This window comes from Gilliamella sp. W8123 (genome assembly GCF_016101085.1).
Taxonomy (GTDB): Bacteria; Pseudomonadota; Gammaproteobacteria; order Enterobacterales; family Orbaceae; genus Gilliamella; species Gilliamella apis.
On the sequence record NZ_JACFRE010000002.1, the window covers coordinates 43,084 to 66,803 of the forward strand.

General features: G+C 33.6%; 20 protein-coding genes. 12 read left to right on the forward strand and 8 right to left on the reverse strand.

The features are described 5' to 3' along the window. Positions 1–305 precede the first annotated feature (305 nt). The 7 genes from H3T56_RS03070 (at position 306) to hxlB (ending at position 6,213) form a co-directional block, all read left to right on the forward strand. Positions 306–2,282 carry a transcription antiterminator gene (locus H3T56_RS03070; RefSeq protein WP_198191988.1) on the forward strand — a complete coding sequence of 659 codons (1,977 nt, stop codon included), beginning with the start codon at positions 306–308 and terminating at the stop codon, positions 2,280–2,282. Then, positions 2,272–2,727, forward strand: a complete 456-nt coding sequence (locus tag H3T56_RS03075; RefSeq protein ID WP_034901957.1) for a PTS sugar transporter subunit IIA — start codon at positions 2,272–2,274, stop codon at positions 2,725–2,727. The genes H3T56_RS03070 and H3T56_RS03075 overlap by 11 nt, the downstream gene beginning before the upstream one ends. A 29-nt stretch (positions 2,728–2,756) precedes the next feature. Continuing rightward, positions 2,757–4,094, forward strand: a complete 1,338-nt coding sequence (locus H3T56_RS03080; protein ID WP_198191989.1) for a PTS galactitol transporter subunit IIC — start codon at positions 2,757–2,759, stop codon at positions 4,092–4,094. Between the two features lie 14 nt (positions 4,095–4,108). After that, positions 4,109–4,393 carry a PTS sugar transporter subunit IIB gene (locus H3T56_RS03085; protein ID WP_034901958.1) on the forward strand — a complete coding sequence of 95 codons (285 nt, stop codon included), beginning with the start codon at positions 4,109–4,111 and terminating at the stop codon, positions 4,391–4,393. A gap of 91 nt (positions 4,394–4,484) precedes the next feature. After that, positions 4,485–5,000, forward strand: a complete 516-nt coding sequence (locus H3T56_RS03090) for a YjbQ family protein (RefSeq protein WP_034901959.1) — start codon at positions 4,485–4,487, stop codon at positions 4,998–5,000. Positions 5,001–5,015: 15 nt separating this feature from the next. Next, the gene (locus H3T56_RS03095; RefSeq protein WP_198191990.1) at positions 5,016–5,666 is read left to right on the forward strand and encodes a ribulose-phosphate 3-epimerase; all 651 of its coding nucleotides are present in this window, start codon (positions 5,016–5,018) and stop codon (positions 5,664–5,666) included. 10 nt (positions 5,667–5,676) lie between these two features. Beyond that, a complete protein-coding gene (hxlB, locus tag H3T56_RS03100; protein ID WP_198191991.1) occupies positions 5,677–6,213 on the forward strand; it encodes a 6-phospho-3-hexuloisomerase in 537 nt (178 codons plus the stop codon). 270 nt (positions 6,214–6,483) lie between these two features. Here hxlB and mmuM read toward each other — a convergent pair whose 3' ends face one another. From mmuM to mfd, 5 genes are all read right to left on the reverse strand, one after another. Continuing rightward, on the reverse strand, positions 6,484–7,428 hold the full coding sequence (gene mmuM, locus H3T56_RS03105; RefSeq protein ID WP_198191992.1) for a homocysteine S-methyltransferase: 945 nt from the start codon (positions 7,426–7,428) through the stop codon (positions 6,484–6,486). Then, positions 7,428–8,819, reverse strand: a complete 1,392-nt coding sequence (gene mmuP, locus H3T56_RS03110; RefSeq protein WP_198191993.1) for an S-methylmethionine permease — start codon at positions 8,817–8,819, stop codon at positions 7,428–7,430. Before mmuP ends, mmuM begins: the two co-directional genes overlap by 1 nt. Before the next feature lie 67 nt (positions 8,820–8,886). Continuing rightward, the gene (locus tag H3T56_RS03115; RefSeq protein WP_198191994.1) at positions 8,887–10,272 is read right to left on the reverse strand and encodes a YdgA family protein; all 1,386 of its coding nucleotides are present in this window, start codon (positions 10,270–10,272) and stop codon (positions 8,887–8,889) included. Between the two features lie 97 nt (positions 10,273–10,369). Further along, the gene (locus H3T56_RS03120) at positions 10,370–11,887 is read right to left on the reverse strand and encodes a DUF945 family protein (RefSeq protein ID WP_198191996.1); all 1,518 of its coding nucleotides are present in this window, start codon (positions 11,885–11,887) and stop codon (positions 10,370–10,372) included. A gap of 31 nt (positions 11,888–11,918) precedes the next feature. After that, positions 11,919–15,380, reverse strand: coding sequence for a transcription-repair coupling factor (gene mfd, locus H3T56_RS03125; protein WP_198191998.1), 3,462 nt, complete (start codon positions 15,378–15,380; stop codon positions 11,919–11,921). 159 nt (positions 15,381–15,539) lie between these two features. On the opposite strand from mfd, the gene lolC reads away from it, so the two are divergent. From lolC to lolE, 3 genes are read left to right on the forward strand one after another with little or no spacing between them, the layout of a single operon-like run. Next, positions 15,540–16,742: a lipoprotein-releasing ABC transporter permease subunit LolC gene (gene lolC, locus H3T56_RS03130; RefSeq protein ID WP_198192115.1), complete on the forward strand. Its 1,203-nt coding sequence runs from the start codon at positions 15,540–15,542 to the stop codon at positions 16,740–16,742. Further along, positions 16,735–17,433, forward strand: a complete 699-nt coding sequence (gene lolD / locus H3T56_RS03135; RefSeq protein WP_065578691.1) for a lipoprotein-releasing ABC transporter ATP-binding protein LolD — start codon at positions 16,735–16,737, stop codon at positions 17,431–17,433. The genes lolC and lolD overlap by 8 nt, the downstream gene beginning before the upstream one ends. Positions 17,434–17,453: 20 nt before the next feature. Further along, a complete protein-coding gene (gene lolE / locus H3T56_RS03140) occupies positions 17,454–18,692 on the forward strand; it encodes a lipoprotein-releasing ABC transporter permease subunit LolE (protein ID WP_198191999.1) in 1,239 nt (412 codons plus the stop codon). A gap of 54 nt (positions 18,693–18,746) precedes the next feature. Here lolE and H3T56_RS03145 read toward each other — a convergent pair whose 3' ends face one another. The 3 genes from H3T56_RS03145 to H3T56_RS03155 all read right to left on the reverse strand — a co-directional run bounded on the left by H3T56_RS03145 (position 18,747) and on the right by H3T56_RS03155 (position 21,378). Next, positions 18,747–19,475, reverse strand: coding sequence for a rhomboid family intramembrane serine protease (locus H3T56_RS03145; RefSeq protein ID WP_198192001.1), 729 nt, complete (start codon positions 19,473–19,475; stop codon positions 18,747–18,749). 48 nt (positions 19,476–19,523) lie between these two features. Next, a complete protein-coding gene (locus H3T56_RS03150; protein WP_065651075.1) occupies positions 19,524–20,018 on the reverse strand; it encodes a GNAT family N-acetyltransferase in 495 nt (164 codons plus the stop codon). A gap of 454 nt (positions 20,019–20,472) precedes the next feature. Next, the gene (locus H3T56_RS03155; protein ID WP_086360706.1) at positions 20,473–21,378 is read right to left on the reverse strand and encodes a LysR family transcriptional regulator; all 906 of its coding nucleotides are present in this window, start codon (positions 21,376–21,378) and stop codon (positions 20,473–20,475) included. A gap of 225 nt (positions 21,379–21,603) precedes the next feature. Between H3T56_RS03155 and H3T56_RS03160 the strand changes: the two genes are divergently transcribed. Together H3T56_RS03160 and H3T56_RS03165 are read left to right on the forward strand one after the other, a co-directional pair. Beyond that, positions 21,604–22,806 (forward strand): MFS transporter, encoded by a 1,203-nt coding sequence (locus H3T56_RS03160; RefSeq protein ID WP_198192003.1) that lies wholly within the window; start codon positions 21,604–21,606, stop codon positions 22,804–22,806. 33 nt (positions 22,807–22,839) lie between these two features. After that, on the forward strand, positions 22,840–23,631 hold the full coding sequence (locus H3T56_RS03165) for a hypothetical protein (protein WP_198192005.1): 792 nt from the start codon (positions 22,840–22,842) through the stop codon (positions 23,629–23,631). Positions 23,632–23,720 lie beyond the last annotated feature (89 nt).

The window sequence follows — 23,720 nt, forward strand, 5'->3', positions numbered from 1 at the left end:
ATCGCCCAATCAGTTTGGTTATACCCATTATTTCAAAAAACGTTTTGGTATTTCGCCTAAGATGTTACGTTCTGCATAAGTTTCTATTTTAATATCTACCAATTATTTGTTATCTATATTAAAACAAATACCCTATTTTAAGCTTGATATTCAGTCAATCCCATCATTTTACATTGATTAAGATCACATTCTATTCCAGATTAATCTGGAAAAAAATGTAATCGTCTTATTTATTTAACTAACTATACTTTAAATCATCAAGTTATGAATGTATTGCAACAACAATTAGAAAAAGGAGTTGAGTAATGGAAAGACAAATCAAATTACTTAAACTACTTTTTAGCCAATCGGAATTTAAACCGGCTGCTTTTTTTAGTTCAAAATTATCTATTTCAACTAAAACGGTATATTACGATATTGAAAAACTAAATGAACAGTTAATAACGGTACCGAATACGGATATTCGAATCGAAAAGTCTCCCCGTAAAGGGCTAATGCTAGTAGGTGAAAAAACCGATATTGAGCCGATTATTAGCTATTTAGAACAAAAAAATAGTCATAGCTATTTCAATCAAAAATCACGACGCTTAAGTCCTGAATACCGTCGATTAGATATCGTCAAACGCTGTTTACTTAAAAGTGAATCAGTATCACTGGAACAATTATCGGATGATTATTTAGTCAGTAAAACATCGTTACACAAAGATATTGAATTTATTAATCGGGCTCTTGAACAAGAAAATATTCTATTAAATGTCACTCATAAAGGAATTTATGTTGACGGTAATGAAAATCAAATTCAACGAGCGATTAAACATTTCTTATCTTTGTATATTCATAAACAAGATGATTATTATCTCAATCAATTGATGAAATCATTTATTGGCGATAACTCTTTTGAACAGATAACTCAGTTATTATTTGAACGTTTTGAATCAGTAGTCGTACAATCTTCGGAACATTATTTATCTTCATTACTGATATCTATCACCATTCAGCTAAAAAGATTGTGTTTAGGTTATTCAATTCCTGAAGAGAGTGATTTCTTATTTAATCATATCCGATATATGCAATCTTATTTGATTGCCTCGGAATTGGCTAAAACGTTAGAGTTAACTTTTAATGTGACGTTTTCTACCAATGATATTAAATACCTAAGTAAATTGTTTTTTGCTCATCGTATTATTGATGAAAATGTCATTGTTGATGATAGTTTTTATGAGCAAATTATTCGTAGGATCATCAAAAAAATAGGCGATATTGAAAGTGTCGATCTCTCGGGTGATGGAAAATTATTTCACTCATTATTGTCGCATTTCCCACCGATGATTACTCGGTTGCAAAAGCAAATTCGTATTATTAATCCATTATTAGATGAAATAAAACAGGAATATTCGAAATTATTTAGTGTGTTATGGTATGCACTTTCAGACTTAGAACGTAAATTTGATATTCATTTAAATGATCATGAAATATCTTTTTTATTGATTCATTTCCAGATAGCCTTAGATAAAGCCGCTGATGCCAATAACATCGTTATTATATGTCAATATGGATGTTCATCATCAAATTTAATCTTAAATAAAGTCCGCAAATTTTTGCCATCTAAAGACAATATTGAAGTGTATTCTGTGGCTAAACTGAATTCGACTAAGCTTAGTAATGTCGACTTGATCATCACCACTCTCGATATCAAAAATATTAATAAACCGATGGTCAAAATATCATCTTTGTTGAACAAACAAGACTATCAAAATATTATTCAAGCTTACGCTAACTATGTCTTGAATAAGCAATCCGATTTTTCAGACAAAGGTAATTATTACCCTTCTACCGCCAAATTTGTCAATGCGGATTTAATTGAATTAAATGTTGATATTCAACATAAAAGTGACTGCCTTAATTTGCTGATAAGTAAGTTAGAAGATAAAGGCTTAGTGACTAAAAACTATCGTGATTCAGTTTTATATCGAGAAGAAATCGGCGACACTTCAATTGAAAACGGCATTGCTTTACCGCATGGTTCGCCAATGTTTGTCATTAAATCGAGTATCTCAATTATGACCCTCAAACGACCAATAAAATGGGGCATGATTGATGTCAGTATTATTATTATGGTTAGTCTTTCCGAAGACAATATCAATAGCATTAATGACGTTTTTACCGAAATTTATGAAATTGTTTCAAATAAACAAGTAATTTCATCCTTAAAAAACCTCACAAATTTTAAACAACTTAAACTATTTTTGGATAATCAAAGAGGAATCAAGAATGTACTTTGATCAACATTTATGCCTATTTAACATTGAGGCAAAAACCAAAGAAGAGATCTTAACCACAATGGCACAAATGTTATTGTCACATGGCATTGTTAAACAAGATTATTTAACAGGTATTCTAGAAAGAGAACAGCAATACCCGACTGGTTTATTAGTTAATTCGATTGGTTTTGCAATTCCCCACACCGATTCCTCAAAAGTGAATCAATCACAAATTTGTTTTGCATCGCTAAAACATCCGGTGATTTTTTCTGGTATGACCGATGATAAAGAGCAAATACCGGTCAAATTTATTTTCATGTTAGCAATGAAGCAAGCACATGAACAGGTTGAGAATTTACAAAATTTAATCGGCTTATTTCAAAATGAGGAACAAATAAAATTATTAGAACAATGTCAATCAACTAACGAATTTATCTCTATTTTAAATAGCGCTGGTGTTAAATAGGATGGATTATTTTTATTAAGGAGTAACAAATGGATAGTGTCATTAATATTTTTCAATGGCTAATAAATTTAGGTGGGGTCGTTTTTTTACCTATCATCATTTTTATTATCGCCTTGTTTTTCAGAGTTAGCTTTTCCAAAGCGATGATGTCTGGTATTACCGTCGGTATTGGTATTGTCGGTCTTGGTTTAGTTATTGGTTTATTATCAGATACATTAGGTGTTGCGATTCAAAAAATGGGTGAGCAATATGGAACGTCATTAAGCATCATGGATATTGGTTGTGGAGTAGGTGGTCCGTTAGCATTCTCAACTACATTGGGATTATTACTCATTCCTGCTTCATTAATTATCAACTTTTTATTTATTTCACTAGGTTGGACTAGAACTTTAAATGTCGATATTTGGAACTTCTGGTTTGCAATTTTCCTCGGCTTGGTGGCTTATTCAGTAACCGGTGAATATTGGGTTGGTATTATTGGTTGTATCACTGCTGTAATGTTGCAATGGTTTTTGGCTGATCTTTTACAAAAACCAATTAGTTCATTCTTTGGATATCCGGGTATTGCCGTTACTCACCTTATGGCGTTATCAGGGGCAATTGTTGCAATCCCATTAAATTGGATATTTGACCGTATTCCAGGACTAAACAAATTAAATGCTGATTCAGAAACATTAACCAAACGATTTGGGATTTTCGGTGATACAGTGGTAATTGGTTTAATCATCGGTATTGTTGTTGGTATCTTAGCTAATTACGATGTTCCACAAATTGGTAAATTAGCGATTTCAACTGCGGCAATCATGAAAATTATGCCGAAAATGGTCGCTATGTTTATGGAAGGCTTACTTCCTGTTGCTGATGCTGCTCGTGAATTTACCAGTAAAAAACTCAATGGCAAACAAGTTAACATCGGTATGGATGCTGCGTTAACTGTTGGTCATCCTGCGGTAATGGCAACTGCGTTAATTATGGTGCCAGTTTCATTATTATTAGCCTTAATTTTACCGGGTAATAAAGTGCTACCTTTTGGTGATTTAGCTTTCTATGCCTTTGGCATCTGTTTAATGGTACCGTTTTTCAAAGGTAATATTATTCGTTCAATTTTAGGTGGCACCATCTATTTGGTCGTCTGCTTATATATGGCAACATGGCTTGCTCCAGTTATTACTGATGTATTCCATTTGGCTAATTACGATGTAGGTACTGCTGGTATTGTTACTGTCATTTTATGTGGATTATGGCCAGTAACCTTATTCGTACTATTGTTAACTCATCTTGGTTTTATTGGTTTAATTGGTTTAGCGCTAGTTATTCTTTGCTTACTTATCTATATCAACAAAATCAAAAAAATTAAAATGTATTAAAAGGAAATAATCATATGAAGAATTTACTTATCATGTGTGGTGCAGGGCATGCAACTTCAACTATCGCAGTAAGCAAAGTGAATAAATGGCTTAGTGATGAAAAATTAACAGATCAGGTAAAAATCTATCAATCTAAGATTGCTGATGAACTTAATAAGATTGACTCTTATGATGTAGTTGTAAGTACAACGATTGTACCTGATTCAATTAAAGCGAAAGTGATTAATGGATTACCACTACTTACTGGTGTTGGATTAAATGAATTTTTTGCTGAATTGAAAAAGCGTTTAGCTATTTAAATTCAACTTTAAGTTTTGATAATGATTGCCTCATTTATTTTGTGAAGTTTAACTACAAAGTAGATGGGGCTATAACAAGGAATAAACTATTATGAATATTATTCATCACGCCATTGAAATCAACACGGTTGCAGGTAGGCATTCATACCACGATATTACTGAGCAATTAAAACAGTTTGTAAAGCAATCCAATATCCAAAATGGTCAATTAACGATAGCTACTAGCCATACAACATGTTCACTTTTTTTTGAAGAATGTATGCACGATACTAATTTTTTTGGTGATGAATTTCTGCAAGTGGATATCAACAATACATTAGAAAAAATTGCTCCACGGATGACCAGCGAAAATCAATATAACTCACCAGGTCCAAAGCATGTTGAATTTGGTTTAAGTCTTAGTGATCCTAATTATCCAGCTGAAAAATGGGTTATGTTAAATACAGATGCTCATATCAAATCATCACTGTTTGGTCATTTTTCAATTGTATTAATTATTAAAGATGGTCAACCGTTATTAGGGCAGTTAGGACGAATTTATTTTGTCGATTGGGATGCACTACGTGAAAGGAAACGTAATGTTAATTTTATGCTGATGGGTTGTTAATAAAAGGAGATAATTATGATACTGTCTCCATCACTATTTAATTCTGATCTTTATCAGATCAAAGAAACTCTAGAAAATCTACAAACTTTAGGTATTCGCCAACTACATATTGATGTAATGGATAATCATTATGTACCCAATCTAGGCTTTAATGCTAGTTTTGTTAAAAATCTAAAAGCGCATACTGATTTTATTTTAGATTGCCATCTAATGGTTGAAAAACCTGAATTAGCCATAGTTGATTTTATTGATGCTAAAGCTGATATTATTACCTTTCATTATGAAGCAACGGCGCATCATTCATATATTATTAATAAAATTAAAAATAGTAATATTAAAGTCGGTATAGCTATAAACCCTTGTACACCAGTTGAAAATCTGAAGCTCTTATTACCTCAGGTTGATCAGGTTTTAGTCATGACGGTCAATCCTGGCCAAAAAAATGAAAGTTTTTTACCTTTTACGCTACAAAAAATAGAACAATTAAAAAGTTTAAAGCAAATCGGTAATTACCATTACGATATTCAGGTTGATGGCAATATTAACGATCAAAACATATCTTTATGTGTTACAGCTGGCGCAAACAGTATCGTATCAGGTGGATTTATCTTTAACAATAATCCGCTCGAAAGCAATATAGAAAGATTAAAAGCGGCAATCAAATAGGGAAATAATAATGGATACTAAAGATGTATTATCAAAAATATTAACTGAAATATCAGCACAAGTAAGCTCCATCAATGAGGAACAACTTAGCCAATTTAAAAATGCCATTATTGCAGCAAAACACATCTTTCTTGCTGGGACAGGCCGCTCTGGATTAATGATTGGGGCATTTGCTAATCGATTAATGCATTTGGGCTTGAACGTTAGTTTGATAACTGAAATTAGTAAACCAAAAGCAAATGTCGGTGATTTATTAATTTTAGGATCGAGTTCCGGTGAAACCAAAAGCTTAATTGCTTATGCTAATCAAGCAAAAGCACTTGGCGTTAAAATAATATTATTTACTACCAATGGTAACTCTAGCTTAGCTAAGTTAGCGGATAATATTGTGGTAATTCCTATAAAAGTGCTTGAACTAAATCAACCCATGGGTAGCACATTTGAACAACTATCATTACTCACTTATGACAGCATTGTTTACAGTCTAATGACAGAATTGCAACAGACGCCAGAATTAATGAAAAACCGTCATGCTAATATTGAATAATATACAAACTAAACTAACAACCTTCAGATAAAATTCTACTTATTACAATAATTCCGATGCTCGATGGGACTGACGAATATTATGTTATTAAATGTGGCTGAAAAAATTTTGAGGAAAGCACTTTTTTTGAAGCAAAAAATTTGAGGAGAGGGGTTTTTTAGGTTATAAAATTCCTAATTGTATAAAAAACACCGTTAATTTATCTTATCAATTTTATTAACTGTGCTGATTTATTGGTTTATAGCTATAAATGTAAACTATCGATTATACTTAATTAGCTGCTTTTAAATAGTGAGCAATTTTTGCAATATCATTTGGAGTTGTTTGACAGCAGCCACCAATCAATTTTGCTCCTAACTTGATCCAAACTGGCAATTGGTTATCAAAGGTACAATTATGTTGATGATCTTGGTGCCATTGTTTAGTGGTTGGATCATATTGCTCGCCCGAATTAGGATAAACAATTAAGGGTTTCGCTGTTAGTGCTTGTAATTTGGTTAATGCCAGAGAGACCTTTTCTAAAGCAATGCAATTAATACCGATACTAACTACCTGATCAATCTGATTTAGATAATCAATCACTTCGACAAGAGGGGTTCCATCACTAAGGTGATTGGCATCTTTTAACGTTAACGAAAACCATGCTGTCATTGTGGGATAATGTTGTAGCAATTTAGCTAACGCTGTTATTTCAACAAAGTTGGGTAGGGTTTCACAAGCTAAAATATCAACTTTTGCCTCAATGAGTGCTTGCATTCTGGCCTGATGAAAATCGATAAATTCATTTTCACTGAGTTGATAATTGCCTGTATACTCTGAACCGTCTGCCAAATAGGCTCCATAAGGCCCCACCGAACCAGCGATAACTAATAACTTATCTGACTTAATTTGATCTAGATATTGTTGTTTGGCTTGTTGAGCTAATGTTACACTTTGTTTAATCAAATTTATTGATTCGGCAAGTGATATCCCTTTTTGGGCAAAACCTAATGGTGTCGCTTGATAACTAGCGGTAATAGCACAATCAGCGCCGGCATTAAAATAATCAAAATGAACCTGTCTAATTAGATCGGGTTGTTCAATTAATACTTTAGCTGACCATAAGCTATCATTAAGATCACAACCACGGCGCTGTAGCTCACTTGCTAAAGCACCGTCAATAATTACGTAGTTATTTTGCTTTAATAACTGCGATATAGGATTTTCTTTTGACATTATCGATTTACTCGTTGTTGATAAGCTCGGGTAATATGATAGGCGATATAGCAAACCACTACAAATGGAATACCACAATAAAGGGCAATCCGTTGTTCAGGATCGAAAGCCAGTCCAATACAAGCAATTAAACATAATATAAACCCTAAAATTGGCACTAATGGATAAAGAGGTGCTTTATATTTTAGAGATTGTATTTCAGAGGTTGAGAGTTGTTTTCTAAAAAAGTAATGTGAAGCACAAATACTTAACCAAACAGCAACAACGGCAAATCCTGAAATTGCCGTTAAGCCTACAAACACAGTATCTGGTGCAATAACACTGGAAAACAGTGCTAATAAACCACCAATCATACTAACCGCAATAGCGGTAGTTGGAATACCTTTTGGATTTAATTTACCAAAGCATTTTGGCAATGTACCTTGATTAGATAGCGACCATAACATGCGACCAGATGCATATAATCCAGAGTTAGCTGCGGATAAAATGGCAGTTAAGATAACAAAATTCATAATGTCAGCAGCATAAGGTATACCGATACTTTCGAATACTTCGACAAATGGACTTTTAATAACTCCTGCTTGTTCCATTGGTAGCAGGGCAGCTAACACAAAAATGGTACCAACAAAAAAGATTATCAATCGTAGAATAGTGGTTTTAATCGCTAAGGGAATGGTTTTTTCTGGTTGATGGGTTTCGCCAGCGGCTATACCGATAAGTTCTGTCCCTGAAAATGCAAAATTCACTGATACCATGGTCATAACAATCGGAATAATACCGTTAGGAAACCAGCCATGTTCAGTAATATTATGCAAAAATGGCGCAGGTAGGTTATTTTTCATTGGAATAAACCCAAAGATAGCCGCACTACCAGCGATGATAAATACAATAATGGTAATCACTTTAATAATGGAAAACCAAAATTCACTTTCGGCAAAAAATTGTGCGGTAATAATATTTAATAAGAAAATGACTACACAAAAAACTAAGCACCAAATCCAAACTGATATTTGTGGGAACCAATATTGCATACATAAACCGGCAGCAGTAAAACTTGATCCTAATGCTACAGTCCAGGTTAACCAATAGAGCCAAGCAACCGTATAGCCCGTTGCAGGACTAATAAATTTTGATGCATAAGTATGAAATGCGCCCGTTTCAGGCATCGCAACAGCCAGCTCACCCAAGCAAAGCATAACTAAATAGACAACAATTGCACCAATTAAATAAGCAATAATAGCACCGATAGCACCAGCAGTAGCGATGATATAACCAGTATTAAAAAATAGTCCAGTTCCAATAACTCCACCTAGTGATAACATGATTAAGTGGCGAGTCTTCATTGATCGTTTAAATTGATTTTCAGGCACAGCAGGAGAGTTAGTGTTCATATAAATATTGACTCATTAAATTGTTTTTAAATGAAATTCCGCCTGATGATAGGCGGAATTTTTTAGATTAGAAGTTTAAATTGTTTAGAAATTCTTGTTTGCTAATTTTATTGCCATTGATAGTCACTTGATCGTTTGATTTTAAGTAATCAAGTTCGCTAAATATACCAGATGTATCACCTTTTTTAAAGGTGACTAATGGCGATCTGCTCAGTGCCATTTGTGTCATTAATTGTAAATTATTGCTTGCTCTTTGTAGCTGATTATCGGTTATTTGTTCTGACTCAGGGGCTTCTATTTGTGACATAAATCTCGCTATTACAGCAAATGGTGCTTCAAGATTTATTGAAAGTTGGTTAATTTTGTCAATGTCTCTATCATAAATTGTCATTTGGTTAAGGTTAGCAATATCAATTAATGCACTAAAATTGAAATCACCAGAAGCATTGTGCCAATGAAATTTTTTAATGTCTATTTTAGTATTGGTGATGTTTGAGTTATTAGCTGAATCTAATAACCAAGATATTTGCGTATAATCGTCTAAAAATGATTTATCTAACCCTTGAACATTAAGTTCAAGAGTACCATTTCCCATTTGTTGCTTGCCGTAATTAAAGGCATCAATTGCAATATCCATATTACCTTCAAGGCCAGTTGTTTTATTGGCAAGTTTATAGTCCATTACAAAATTTTTAAGCACAATTGTTGGTTTGTTGGTATTAGTCTTTAAATTAATAAATAAATCATCAACTCTATTTTGTGCTTCGAAGAAATAATTTTGATAATCAATTTTATTAATAACTTTTAAATTTTTTAGTTTAATTTCATCACCATCGTGTCTTTTATAATTTAAATTATCAATAAATATTGAAAAAGAAGGTTTTTCATTGTCTAGGTTGCTAGACACCTCATAATTTATTTGGCCTAGTTCAAGCTTACCTTCAAGAAATTGGAAAATAAGATCTTCATCACTCAAAACAAGCGGTTGGGTGGTCATATTAAAGGTTAGATTATTAGAATAAGACAAATTGATATGCCCTTTTGCAAATGGTTGGTTACCAGCAAGTTTCCATAAAATTGGGTTAGATTTTTCTGTACCTTGATATTCAAGCCACGCCATTTGTGGCGAAAAAGTACCTTGTTTTAAGGCTGCTAGTGGGAATGGGCCATGATGAATAATGATATCATCGTCGTATAGTGTAATAGGATCGAATGCATCATCTGGCTGAGCTATAATTTTTATATGTGTTTTAGTTGAAAAAATACCTTTTTCATCATTAGAATGGGTGATTTGTACTTCAACATCATTCTGTAAATTATTAACTTGTTTTGTTATGTTTTTTAATGTGTTATCTAACTCAGCTTCAATTACATTGCCTGTATGCCAAGCTATACCAACATAACCAAGGCCTAATATTGCAATAACGCCAATTGCCAGTGTACTTTTCTTCATGTTTACTCTCTTACCTTCTATTTTCTTTAAATTATTTATAAAATATATTTCATTAAAATATGATTTAGTTATTTAGTTAAATTATGACTAAGCTAGTTTAAAATAGACTAAGCATATCATCTTTGTTAAAAATATCACCATTAACGTTAGCTTGGCCACTGTTGTTAGGGATATCAATATTAGTAAATATTCCTTGCTCGTCACCTTTATTATATTTGAATAGTGGTGAATTATTTAATATCTGTTGGTATAGATTTTTAACGATTTGTTTCGATTCGTTAAGTTGTTGTTCAGTTAGTTCATTATTTTCAGGATGATGAAATTGAGCATAGCTACGAGCTAAGACTTTAAGTGGTGCATCAATATTTAATTTAAAACTATTGATTCTATTTAAATTGTCATCGTCTAACATGGTATTATCAAAATTGTTGATAGTCGTTATGCCACTAATATTGATATCACCATCAAGATTGTGCCAATTTAGTTGTTTAAGTTCAATTTTACTGTGAATAGGTTGATTATCTGTAGCATCTCCATTTATGAATCCATCACCAAACAGTGCTTTATCTATACCTTGATAATCTATATCTATATTTGCATTACCTAAGTTCTGTTGTCCATATAAGATTGAGTCAACACTGCAAGTGAACGAGCCATTAAGAACGCGAGTATCACTTAAATCGATTTTTTGCTTGATAGATAGTTTGTCTAATTTAGTAGAGGGTAGTTGTTCATCTGATTCAGCCATTAAGCTGAATTTATCAAGATTAGTATTTAAAGTTATATTTTGATTAACGTAATCAATAATCCCATTTGCTTTTAAATTTTCAATTAAAAAGGTATTGTTATCAGGTTTGTCATAGTCATATTCATAATTGAAGTAAATATCTTTTAAATTAGTCTTTAAAGAATCTAAATGCAAATTATAACCAATCATATTTGACTGTTTTTCGCCATCAAGATCAATGTGAAGCTTATCTAATGTAATATATTGAACTGATTTTTTAGTGTGAAATCTATCTAAATTTAGTGTTATCGAAGGGATAGCCGAATCAATATTACTAATAAATGTGAAATTACCATTGCCTAATTCGGATTCGAATTTAATATGATTATCTGTTTCTCTATGATGAATTATTTTCCTGCTGAAAAGTTTTATAATTATATTATTACTATAATCTAAACTAATATAACCAGTAATAAAGGGGCGATTACCATTAGTCTTCCATAATAATGGATTAGATTCTTCGCTAGTTTCATATTCCACCCAAGCCATTTGCGGTGAAAATATGCCTTGTTTTAAGGCTGCGATTGGTAATGGACCATGATGGATTGTGAAATCTTTATCAGCTAGCGTTAAAACATCAGCAAAACTGCCATCTTTGGAAGATAGGGTCATATTAATATGAGTTTTGGTTGAAAATAGATGTTTTTCATCATTAGAATGGCTGATGTTGATTTTAAACACATTTTGACTATTGTTAAATTGCTCAGCAACTTGCATTAATGATTTATCAATATTGCTTTCAATTAGGTTTCCTGTATGCCAGGCAATACCGACATAACTTAAACCTAATATAGCGATAACGCCAACAGCCAGTGTCGTCTTTTTCATTTTTACTCTTTATATTCTGTTATATTTTTAGCTATTTTTCTTGATGCTCGGCAAAATCAGCTAATAAATTTTTAATATAATCAATGCGATCAACTCGCTGTAAATCAGATTTAAGCAATTTTAATCGATTTGTTCCTTCTAGGCGATAATTTTTTGGCGATTTTTGAATCGTTTCGATTAAATAATCTATCGCAATTTTGTTGTTAGAGCCAAATTCTATAAAGCCGCCTTTTTCACCATATTCGATTTTTGTAATGCCCAATTTACTTGCTTGATAGCGGATTTTAGTCGTTTCTAATAAAAATAGCACTGGATCGGGTAATTGACCAAAACGATCACGCATTTCAACTTGTATATCGGTGAGTTCATCTAGACTTTCAATACTCGCAATTCGTTTATAAAGTGATAATCGGGTATTAACATCAGGAATAAAATCATCTGGAATCAGCGTTGGTAACCGTAATTCAACTTCAGTTTGTTGATTATTAAGTAGTGATTCGAGGGTAGGCTCTTTGCCTTCTTTAAGTGATTTAACCGCATCATCAAGTAATTCAATGTATAAATTAAAACCTATTGTTTCAATTTGACCACTTTGATCACTACCAAGTAATTCACCGGCACCTCGTATTTCAAGATCATGGGTGGCTAAGGCAAATCCAGCACCTAAATCTTCTAAAGTAGCAATAGCGTCAAGGCGTTTTTTAGCATCTTTAGTTAATAATTTTGGATGTGGTGTCAATAAATAAGCATAGGCTTGATGATACGAACGCCCAACTCGACCTCGCAATTGATGTAATTGTGCAAGACCAAATTTATCAGCACGATCGATAATAATCGTATTGGCATTAGGAATATCGATTCCTGTTTCGACAATAGTTGTACATACTAATAAATTGAATCGTTGGTGATGAAAATCATTCATAACTCGCTCAAGATCACGTTCATGCATCTGACCATGGCCTATAGCAACACGAGCTTCAGGTACCAATTCCGTTAGTTTTTCTGCCACTTTTTCAATATCCGAGACATCATTGTGTAGATAATAAATCTGACCACCACGGAGAATTTCCCGTAGAATGGCTTCACGAATGACTAAATCATCAGATTCTCGAACAAAGGTTTTTACAGCTAATCGACGCGCAGGTGGTGTGGCAATAATTGATAGATCACGCATACCACTCATTGCCATATTTAGGGTACGTGGAATAGGGGTGGCGGTCAAAGTGAGTATATCGATATTGGCGCGCATTGCTTTGATTCGTTCTTTTTGACGAACACCAAAGCGATGTTCTTCATCAACAATCAATAAGCCTAAATCTTGCCATTTTACATCTTCTTGTAATAATTTATGGGTACCGATGACAATATCGATTTTACCTTCAGCAAGTTCTTGAATAATGGCTTGCTGCTGTTTAGCGGTTTTAAAGCGAGACAAACTTTCGATACGGATTGGCCAATTGGCAAATCTATCACAAAAACTCTCATAATGTTGCTGGGCCAGTAATGTGGTCGGAACTAATACGGCGGTCTGTTTATGGTTTATCACTGCTAAAAATGCGGCACGAATAGCCACTTCGGTTTTACCAAAACCAACATCACCACAGACTAATCGATCCATTGCGTAAGGTGAACACATATCACCAATAACTGCACCAATGGCATTTTGTTGGTCGTCAGTTTCTTGATATGGAAAAGCTTGGCAAAACAGCTCATATTGTTCACGATCTTGTTTAAATTCAAAGCCAGGTTTGCTTTCTCGTTCAGCATAAATATCAAGTAATTCAGCGGCAACATCTCGTACTTTTTCGGCTGCCTTTTGTCTTGCCTTACTCCATGTATCCGTTCCTAATTTATTTAGTGGGGCATTATCTTCATCGCCACCTGAATAACGGCTAATTAAATTTAGTGATGAAACCGGTACATAGAGTTTAGTTTCATTCGCATAGAGCAAGATAAGATACTCGGCTGTTATACCACCGGTCTCTAATGTTGTTAAACCAGCATAACGACCTACACCATGTTCTAAATGTACCACTGGTTTACCAGGGGTTAATTCGGCTAAGCTACGAATTAAACTATCGGTATTGATCGCCTGTTTGCTCTCTTTTTTTCGCCGAATAACTCGACGACCTAATAATTCATTTTCAGTAATAAAAGCCAAATTTTGTTGTTGATTGATAAAACCTTGTTCACTGGCACCGATCATTAAAAAATAGCGATTTTCGGTATTGGCTAATTCATCAAGTTGAGAGATAGTTGTCGGGTGTATTCGTATTCTGCCTAAGATTTCTTGTAAGGCATCTTTACGGCCTTCCGATTCAACTGAAAAAATGATTTTACCATGGAAATCTTGAGTAAATTGCTGAAAATGTAAATAAGGTTGTTTTTGCTGAATTTGTATCGCAATCTCTGGTAATAAACTAAATGGTAAATTAACACTTTTGTTCGAATCACTAATTTCAGTATGTGATATTGTGATTCGAGGGTATTGTTTAAAATGGGCAAAGATCTCATCGGTTTTTGTCCAAATTACCGCTGGTGTTAACAATGGTCGCATCGGATCGACTTTGCGACTTTCATAACGTTGCGTGATATCTTGCCAATATTTATTAGCAAATTGTTCAATATTGGCTGTGTTAATGATCAACGTATTCGGTAAAAAGTAAGAAAATAGTGGCGTGAGTGGTTCGTTAAAAAATAGTGCCTGCCAATATTCGATACCTGTAGGTAAAATATTTTTACTGACTTGTTGATAGATACTTTCAGGATCAAGTCTTACCTCAAATTGTTCTCGCCATTGACTACGAAATAATTCGATGGATGTTTTATCAAAAGGAAACTCATGGGCTGGAAGAAGTTGAATTTCATTAATTTCATCGAGTGTTCGCTGGCTTTCAACATCAAAAGTGCGAATACTATCTATTTCGTCATCAAAAAAATCGATGCGATATGGTTTTTCACTGCCCATTGGAAAGATATCAAATAGTGCACCTCGAGTTGCATATTCGCCATGTTCCATGACTTGACTTACTGAACGATAACCGGCATTTTCAAGTTGTAACCGCAGATTTTCACGGCTTATAGCTAAGCCTTTCTTCATCATAAATACATGCCCACCTAAGTAGTTTTGTGGACACACTTTTTGCATAAGAGTATTAATTGGTAGGATTAAGGCACCCTTAGTTAAATGACCTAGCTGATAAAGACATGATAGCCGCTCGGAAACAATATCTTGATGTGGTGAAAAACTATCATAAGGTAGTGTTTCCCAATCGGGGAAAAAAATCGATGGGAAAGTTGAAAATTGTTTCAACTCTTCATGAAGACGAGTTGTTTGTTGCATGTCATCGGTAACAATCACCACTAAACCATCGTGCGCAGCAATAGCCTGTGCACAAAATTGGGATAGGGAAGAACCAACAAGTTGACCGACTTGTTTTACTTCACCTGATTTTTTAGGAATGATGTTAGAAATATTGTATGTTTTTGACATGTTAGAATAATAGATAATTGCGACAAAGTTAGCCTAAGATTATAACGTAATTATATGGTTGTTTTCTATAACTGTTTAATCCTGTATGATAAGCAGTTAAAATTTAACTGGTTAAACTTAATTGAAAACTTTAGGTACTTTATAACTATTATGTCAAAAATATTTCGTCCATTAGTATTTTATATAGGTTTACGCTATGTATACGGGCAAAAAACCGATGGGTTTGGTCGCTTTGTTTCTTGGCTATCTATGATTGGCATCATGCTCGGTTCTATCGGTTTGATTGTGGTTTTGTCGGTAATGAATGGATTGGAAGATCAGATGCAAAATAGTATCTTGAAGTTTTTTCCTCAAGCGCAAATTACTTCAAAAACCGGAAGAATCGATACAACAGTCATTCATTCTAAACAATTTGAAAATATCCCAGGCGTTGAACGAATTACGCCAATAATTACCGGTGATGTGGTACTACAAAGTCAACAAAGTATTACGGTTAGTACCTTAATGGGTATCACCGCAGAGGATCATGATCCAATAGAAAATTATGTTTATACAGGTTCAATCGATTCATTACAAGCGGGTAGCTATAATGTGATACTGGGACAGACATTGGCTAATCAACTTGGTGTATTGGTTGGTGACAAAATTCGCTTAATGGTTACTGATGCTAGCCAGATTACGCCAGTTGGACGCATTCCATCACAACGTTTGTTTACTATAAGTGGTTTATTTTCGGTCAATCATGATATTAACCAAGCATTAATCTATATCAATCAATCTGATGCCAAAAATTTATTACGCTATCCAGCGAATAATATTAGTGGCTGGCGATTATTTTTAACACATCCACTGGAAATCGCATCTGTAACTAACCGTTCGTTACCCGATGATTTAGTTTTTACTGACTGGCGAGCTAAACGTGGTGAATTGTTTCAAGCAATCAAGATGGAAAAAAATGTAATGGGCTTATTGATCAGTTTGATTGTAATTGTGGCAGCTTTTAACATTATTACTTCATTAAGTTTGTTGGTTATGGAAAAACAAGGAGAAGTCGCGATTTTAAAAACGCAAGGCTTGTCACGTTTTAAAATTATGCTGATTTTTATTATTCAAGGTGCTAGTTCTGGTGTCATTGGTACTTTACTTGGTAGTGCTATAGGACTGTTAGTGGCTTCATATCTTAATGAATTGATGTCAGTGCTTGGATTATCCTTTGCTGGTATTGAATTACCTAGTTTAGTTGAGCCTTCACAGATAGTATTTATTATTTTCGGATTACTTATGTTATCACTAATTTCAACACTTTATCCTGCCTACCGTGCAGCCAATATTCAACCAGCGGAGGCTTTACGTTATGAATAATTTACAGCCACTTCTTTCAGCTAAAAATCTTTATAAAACCTATAAAGAAGGCAAAATGGTTACTGAAGTACTAAAAAATGTTTCATTTGATATTTATCCGCAATCATTACTCGCTATTATTGGTAGCTCAGGATCAGGAAAAAGTACTTTATTGCATCTATTAGGTGGATTAGACAAACCAACTTCAGGTGAAATTATATTTAAATCACAACAGCTTAATCGGTTATCAGAACAAGAAAAAGCACATTTACGTAATCAAGAAATTGGTTTTGTGTATCAGTTTCACCATCTACTTCCAGACTTTACTGCATTGGAAAATGTGGCGATGCCGTTATTAATTGCTGGTACCTCACCAAGTGAGGCTAAAAAACGCGCTATGGCAATGCTAGAGTCGGTAAATTTAGTTAAACGGGCTAATCACCGTCCTGCAGAATTATCTGGAGGTGAACGTCAACGAGTGGCAATAGGCAGGGCATTGATAAATAATCCGGCTTTAGTGATGGCCGATGAACCTACTGGTAACTTAGATAAATCAACCGCTGATGCCATTTTTGATCTGTTAATCAAACTTAACCGTGAACACGGCACGGCGTTTTTAGTCGTAACTCATGATTTAGTTTTAGCGAACAAACTTGATCAACAATTGATTATGAGTGATGGCCAGTTATCTGCCAGTAATTCTGTTAATTAAGGGTGAATGGATAATTAAACATGAATTTATCATTAATTACAGCCATTAAATTTCGTAAAGGTCGCCGTAAAAGTGGCATGGTTTCGTTGATATCAATTATTTCAACTTTGAGCATTGCTATCGGTATTGCCGCATTGATTATTGGTTTAAGTGCCATGAATGGTTTTGAACGAGAACTCAACGATCGGGTGTTATCGGTAGTACCACATGGCCAAATTTATTCACAATATGGCAATTTAGATAATTGGCAACAGGTACAAACCGAGTTACAAGAGAATAAAAATATCTTATCGGTGACGCCTTATGTTAGTTTTACCGGATTGATTGAAAATGGAAGTAAGCTTGGTGCTGTTGAAGTACAAGGACTTGATCCTGAACAAGAACAGAAAATTAGTTCTTTACCTAGCTATGTACTTAATAATAAATGGCAAGATTTTAAAGCTGATAGCCAACAAATCATTTTAGGTGCCGGATTGGCTAAATCGTTAGCGGTTAATGAAGGACAGTGGGTTACTTTACTTATTCCTGTATCAAACAATCCTGAGCAACTTAAGCCTCCTCGTCGTGTTCGTTTGCAAGTACACGGTATTTTAGATCTAAGTGGTACGTTAAGTAACAATGTTGCGTTATTACCATTAGCTGATTCACAAAAGTTACTCGCCATTGGTGACAGTGTCACGGGATTAATGGTTAATGTTGATAATGTCTATCAAGCTAGTGCTATTATTGGTCATGCAATATTGAATCTGGAAGAAGATCTTAGTTTTAACAGTTGGGAACATACTTTTGGCTTCATGTATCGTGATATTCAAATGATTAGACAAATTATGTATTTAGCGATGATTGTGGTTATTGGTGTGGCTTGTTTTAATATTGTGTCGACGCTGGTTATTGCGGTAAAAGATAAACAACGTGATATTGCTATTCTAAAAACACTCGGGGCGACTAATCGTCTAATAAAACGCATTTTTATTTGGTATGGTGTGCTTTCTGGATTAATTGGTAGTGTGATTGGTGTATTGCTTGGATCTATTTTGGCATGGCAACTTTCCAATATTATGGCAGCGGTTGAATCAATAATGGGGCACAAATTTTTAAACAGCAATATCTATTTTGTTGATTTTTTACCATCAGAAATTCATCTTTTGGATGTCATTTTGGTATTTATTACGGCTATGTTGCTAAGTTTGATTGCCAGCTATTATCCAGCGCAAAGAGCTTGTAAAATCGATCCGGCCAGAGTGTTAAGTAGTTATTAATTTACAATTAAACAGAATATAAACAAGGCGCAATATCTGATTTGCGCCTTATTTTTAATAATATTGATAGCCACTTATCAATTGATAATGCTGATAGCCCCAATATAAAAGTAAAGATGAAACTATTAATATCGTGATAATTAATATTGTGCAGATCTGTTTTCGATTGCGGAATTTTTCTAAACAAACACTAATTAATCCGCCTAAAATAAGCCCTGTGATTGCTCCACCAATATGCGCCATATTATCAATAGAAGGTAGCAACCCTAAACCAAAGGTCAGTAATAAACTGACTACGATTGATTTGATTGGCATCTCTTGTAAGTCAGTACGATTAATTAAGCAATAAGCAAGTAATGCGGTAATAATCCCTAAAATTGCACCTGATGCGCCACAACTAATGACATTATAATTAATAGTGGCAACATCACTGGCTAAACTACCAAATAATCCTGATAATAGATAAATGCCAATAAATGCTAATGGTGGTATCAAGCGTTCTAGAATAGTGCCAATACTCCACAATGCTAGCATATTCATGGCAAGATGGGTTAAGCTAACATGCATGAAAATATTAGTAAATAAGCGCCAATATTGCCCAGAAAAAGTTAATTGAGCAATATCAGCACCCCAATCAATCAGGAATCTATTCTGACTGAATGTTGAGAATCCCCGCTCATCAAGTAGTCGAGAAATAAAAAAACAGGCAATATTAAGCAATATCAAAATACTGGTAATTTTTGCTTGATTATAGATCGGCTGAACATATTTTAGGATAGACATATATTATGGTTTCCTTTTGAAAAACTGACATTAAATTAGATGATAAGTTTAATCAAATCGCTTACCTAAAATAATCAAGTCACGTTTAACACCATCAAGTTCAGCAATTTTAGGCAGTAATGCCCATTGTTGATAATGCATTTTTTCGAATAGCTTAATGCTTGGAATATTATGGCCAAAAACATAGCTCAATATAGCATCAATACCCGCTTGTTTGGCAAAAGCTTCAATCTGTGCCACCGTGGTTTGGCCAATTTTCTTACCTCGGAAATCTTGATGAAGATATAGACTGATTTCAACTGTTTTATCATAAGCTGGACGACCATAAAAAGATGACAAACTGACCCAGCCACAAGGTTGATTTTGATATTTGATTAACCAAAGCGGACGTTTTTGCGGATTATGTTGCTCAAACCAAGCATAGCGACTTTCGACTGAAACAGGTTGTAAGTCGGCGGTAATTTGACGGCTAGCAATGGTTGAATTATAAACATCAACAATAAAAGGTAAATCATCTAAAGTGGCATTAACATAAGTAATCATAGGAATAAAAGAGTTATGGTTAATTGTGCTTCATTGTAATGGCTTTGCTATTAGCAAGCAATATTTGTTAAAGTTGCTTGAATCGTAAGTAATTATAAAATCGGAACAATAACTCACTCAAAAAAGCTGTTTCGCAACATTTTTATTATTGCTTAATATATTGCTTAAAAATGTTTACATAGAAATATCACTGCTCAACAATCAGATTCACATTTAACTTCAGCACATTTATTTTCAAATGAGCGAAGCGTAGAAATTGAAGGAAAGCATATCTATTTAAATCCCAAACAAGTCATGTTTTTAAGAAATTGGCAACGTGGATATAATAACAATATTGTTATCGAAAACTTTATTGAAAGTTTGCAACGCAAATTACGGTAAATACCAATTTATTAAAAAATGAAAATTTTGAGGAAAGGGGTTTTTTGCAATCCTAATGAAGCCATTCTATACATTAACCTCGCTTAAAATAATTTATTATCGCCTGATTAACTGCGGTGATTTTTAAATCTTTGCGCCAAATCAGATAAATATTTATTTTTAATTTTTTGTCTTGATTTGAGATCAATTTTTTATAGGTAACTCCATCAACTTTAGCTTGTGCCATAGATTGTGGTAGAAGCATCATCGCCTTACCTAATGCAACCTCTAGTAGCATAGATAAATTATCAGCAAGTTCGGCTCGACGAGATAGTGGATGCTCAAGTTTATTGAACACTTGTTCACATTGATCGTAAAAAAAAGGATTAACCTGCTGTTTAAACCAAAACAGCGGCAAATTAGTTACATCATTAAGATTTACTTTGTTTTGTTGACTACATGGATGACTTGCAGGTAATACTAATGTTACTGGTTCTTGATAAATGAGTAATGAGTTTTCACTAAAATCTCTAGTTGGATAATCAGAGACAATTGCAAAATCGATATTGCCTTTTTGTAATTCAAGCAGTAGTTCTTTTGATGTGTAGTTATGTTTATATATTTTAGTTTCATCTCTAAACTCTGACAAAAATAATTTGAAATAAGGAATATAGTCAAATGATAGAGTTTTTGTTGTCCCTATCGTGACTTTTTCAAGAGTATTTGTTTTAGTTGATTTAGTGATAGTGCAAAGATCATTTAATAATTGGGTTACTTTTGATTTTAATATTTCACCTTCTTTGGTTAATACAACATTGTGTGAATTTCTTAAAAAAAGTGTATTTTGTAAAGTATCTTCCAAATTTTTAATTTGTGTTGAAAGAGGTGGTTGACTAATACCTAGTTTTTCAGCTGCACCAGTAAAACTGAGTTCTTCACAAACAGCAATAAAATATTGTAATTGCTTAATTGTTGGTAATCTTTTGCTATAGATATCCATAAATTTTATTATCCTTAATAAACTATTTTACTGGCTTGCAAATGGTTGTGTAATTTATCTATTTCAATTCAGACTATTATTATGAATGAGAACTTTATTTTTTGCATTTGTTTATGTGATTTTTCTGCAATACGAATTTCGTATAACAAAATATGTATTTCTCTATTCTTATTTTGTTAGCTAACCTTTCTTAACTTTAATCAATTCTTAATTAGTATTTTGTTTATGGATTCAATATCTAAAGAAGAACCTGTACAAATAAAATCTAGGATAGTGCTGTCAGCATTATTAATCGTACTGTTAGTTGGATCGGTTTATATCAGCCAACTTATCTTTCAAGAGATCTCTCAAACTTATCATATTGATATTTTAGCTGCCAGAAATGTATTTAGTTTATCTTGCTTTTTTTATGCTATTGCATTTTTTATTTATGGTCCGCTATCAGATAAAGTCTCAACAAAATTACTTGTTCTAATCGGAAGTATTGGGGCGGTTTGTTGCCTACTTTTATCGGTGATTATTGATAATTTTAATTTGTATTTAGTTATCATGTCATTAATCGGCTTTTTTGCCGCAGCTGTTCCTGCTGCATTATTCGCTTATACGGCTAAAAACACACCGAATCATAAATTATCCCAAGCAATGGGAATTATGATCTCAGCTTCGATTGTTGGCATTATTTTTAGCCGAAGTGTGATTGCAATGTTGACAGATTTTTGGTCTTGGCAAGTTGCCTTCGCAATATATGCTGGTTTGATAACCATAGCATGTATTTTTGTTCCTTTTGCTATAAAGCAATCGAGCCATGAATCTTCAACCACTAGTGTGCTTGGTACTTATTTAGCGGCAATTAAATTACTGTTTGATAAAACTGTGATTATATTTTTATCTGTCGGTTTTCTACTCTTTTTTGTTTACCTAGGATTATCTTCATTACTAACATTTTATCTAAAAAGTGCACCTTTCTCCTTATCTGCAACAGTTTTGGGCTGGCTTAATTTTGCCGGTCTCAGCGCGGTTATTGGTACCATAATTACCAGTAAATTATTACGGGTTATAAATGAACGCTATCTTTTAATCATTTATTTGTTAGCTGTATGTGTAACGGTTGTGACTATTGGCTATAGCTCAAGTTTATTTATTATTGGCTTAGGTATTTTTAGTTTGTTTTTATTTGTATTTGGTCTTCAGCCATTAGTTATTGCTATGCTTAACAAAATTGTGCCAATTAACTCGCGCGGTGCAATTTCATCTTTATATTTACTTTCTTGTTTGGCCGGAGGCAGTATTGGTACTTATTTATTAGGCATCGTTTATCAAAATATGGCTTGGAATGGAGTGATAGTTATTTGTGTTGTGTTGGCAATAGTTAATCTAATTTTAGCGTTAGTTGGCATTCAACTTATCAAAAGTAATCATAGGAAATAAAATTGTAGGTATTTATTAATAAGGAGACTCATCATGATGAAAAGATTATTGCATTTTTCACTATTTATTTTTTGTTGTTTATATGGAGCATTCTGTATGGCTGATTTAACCAAGATTTCTTCGTCCTTTAGTGCACCAACAGGTATTGCGTTTGATAGTAAGGGATTAATGTATGTAACTAATTGGTCAGGGAATTCAGTTACGAGAGTCAAATCAAATGGAGAAACAGAGACTTTTTATTCAGGTATATCTTCACCAGCAGGTATCGTTATTGATGCAGAAGATAATGTTTATGTTTCATCATATGGAGATGATTACATTGTAAAAATTGATAGTAATGGTAAATCAGAAAAAATATCTGATGGTTATCATACTCCTACCGGTATCGCTTTTTCTAATCAAGGTCAATTACTTATTACTAATCGTTCAACAGGTGAAATAGTTTCTCTTGATCTTAAAACCAAGCAAAAAAGTATTATTGCGCGTGGATTAACAACACCAGTTGGTGTTACTCAATTAGCTGATAATAGTTTAGTTGTTTCACAATACAGTGGTCGTTTAACCATGATCAGCCCTAATGGTACTAAAACTGAGTTAGGTTCGGATTTTAACCGTCCCGGAGTTGGTATTGTCACAGTTGCACCAAATATTGCTGCCGTTATTGATAATGGTGCCGGAATGGTACGACAAATTGATGTAAACACTAAAAAGGTCTCAACCTTAGTTGGTAATTTATCTGGAGCAGTAGCGTTAGCTTATCATAATGGTCGCTATTATATTGGTACTTGGGGTGACGGTACTGTATATGAGTTGAAAGATAAATAGAATTACATTAAGACTCTTAATAATTTTTATACATCATTAACTAACAATAAATATTTTGAGGGCATAGGACAGCATAAAATAATCGGGGA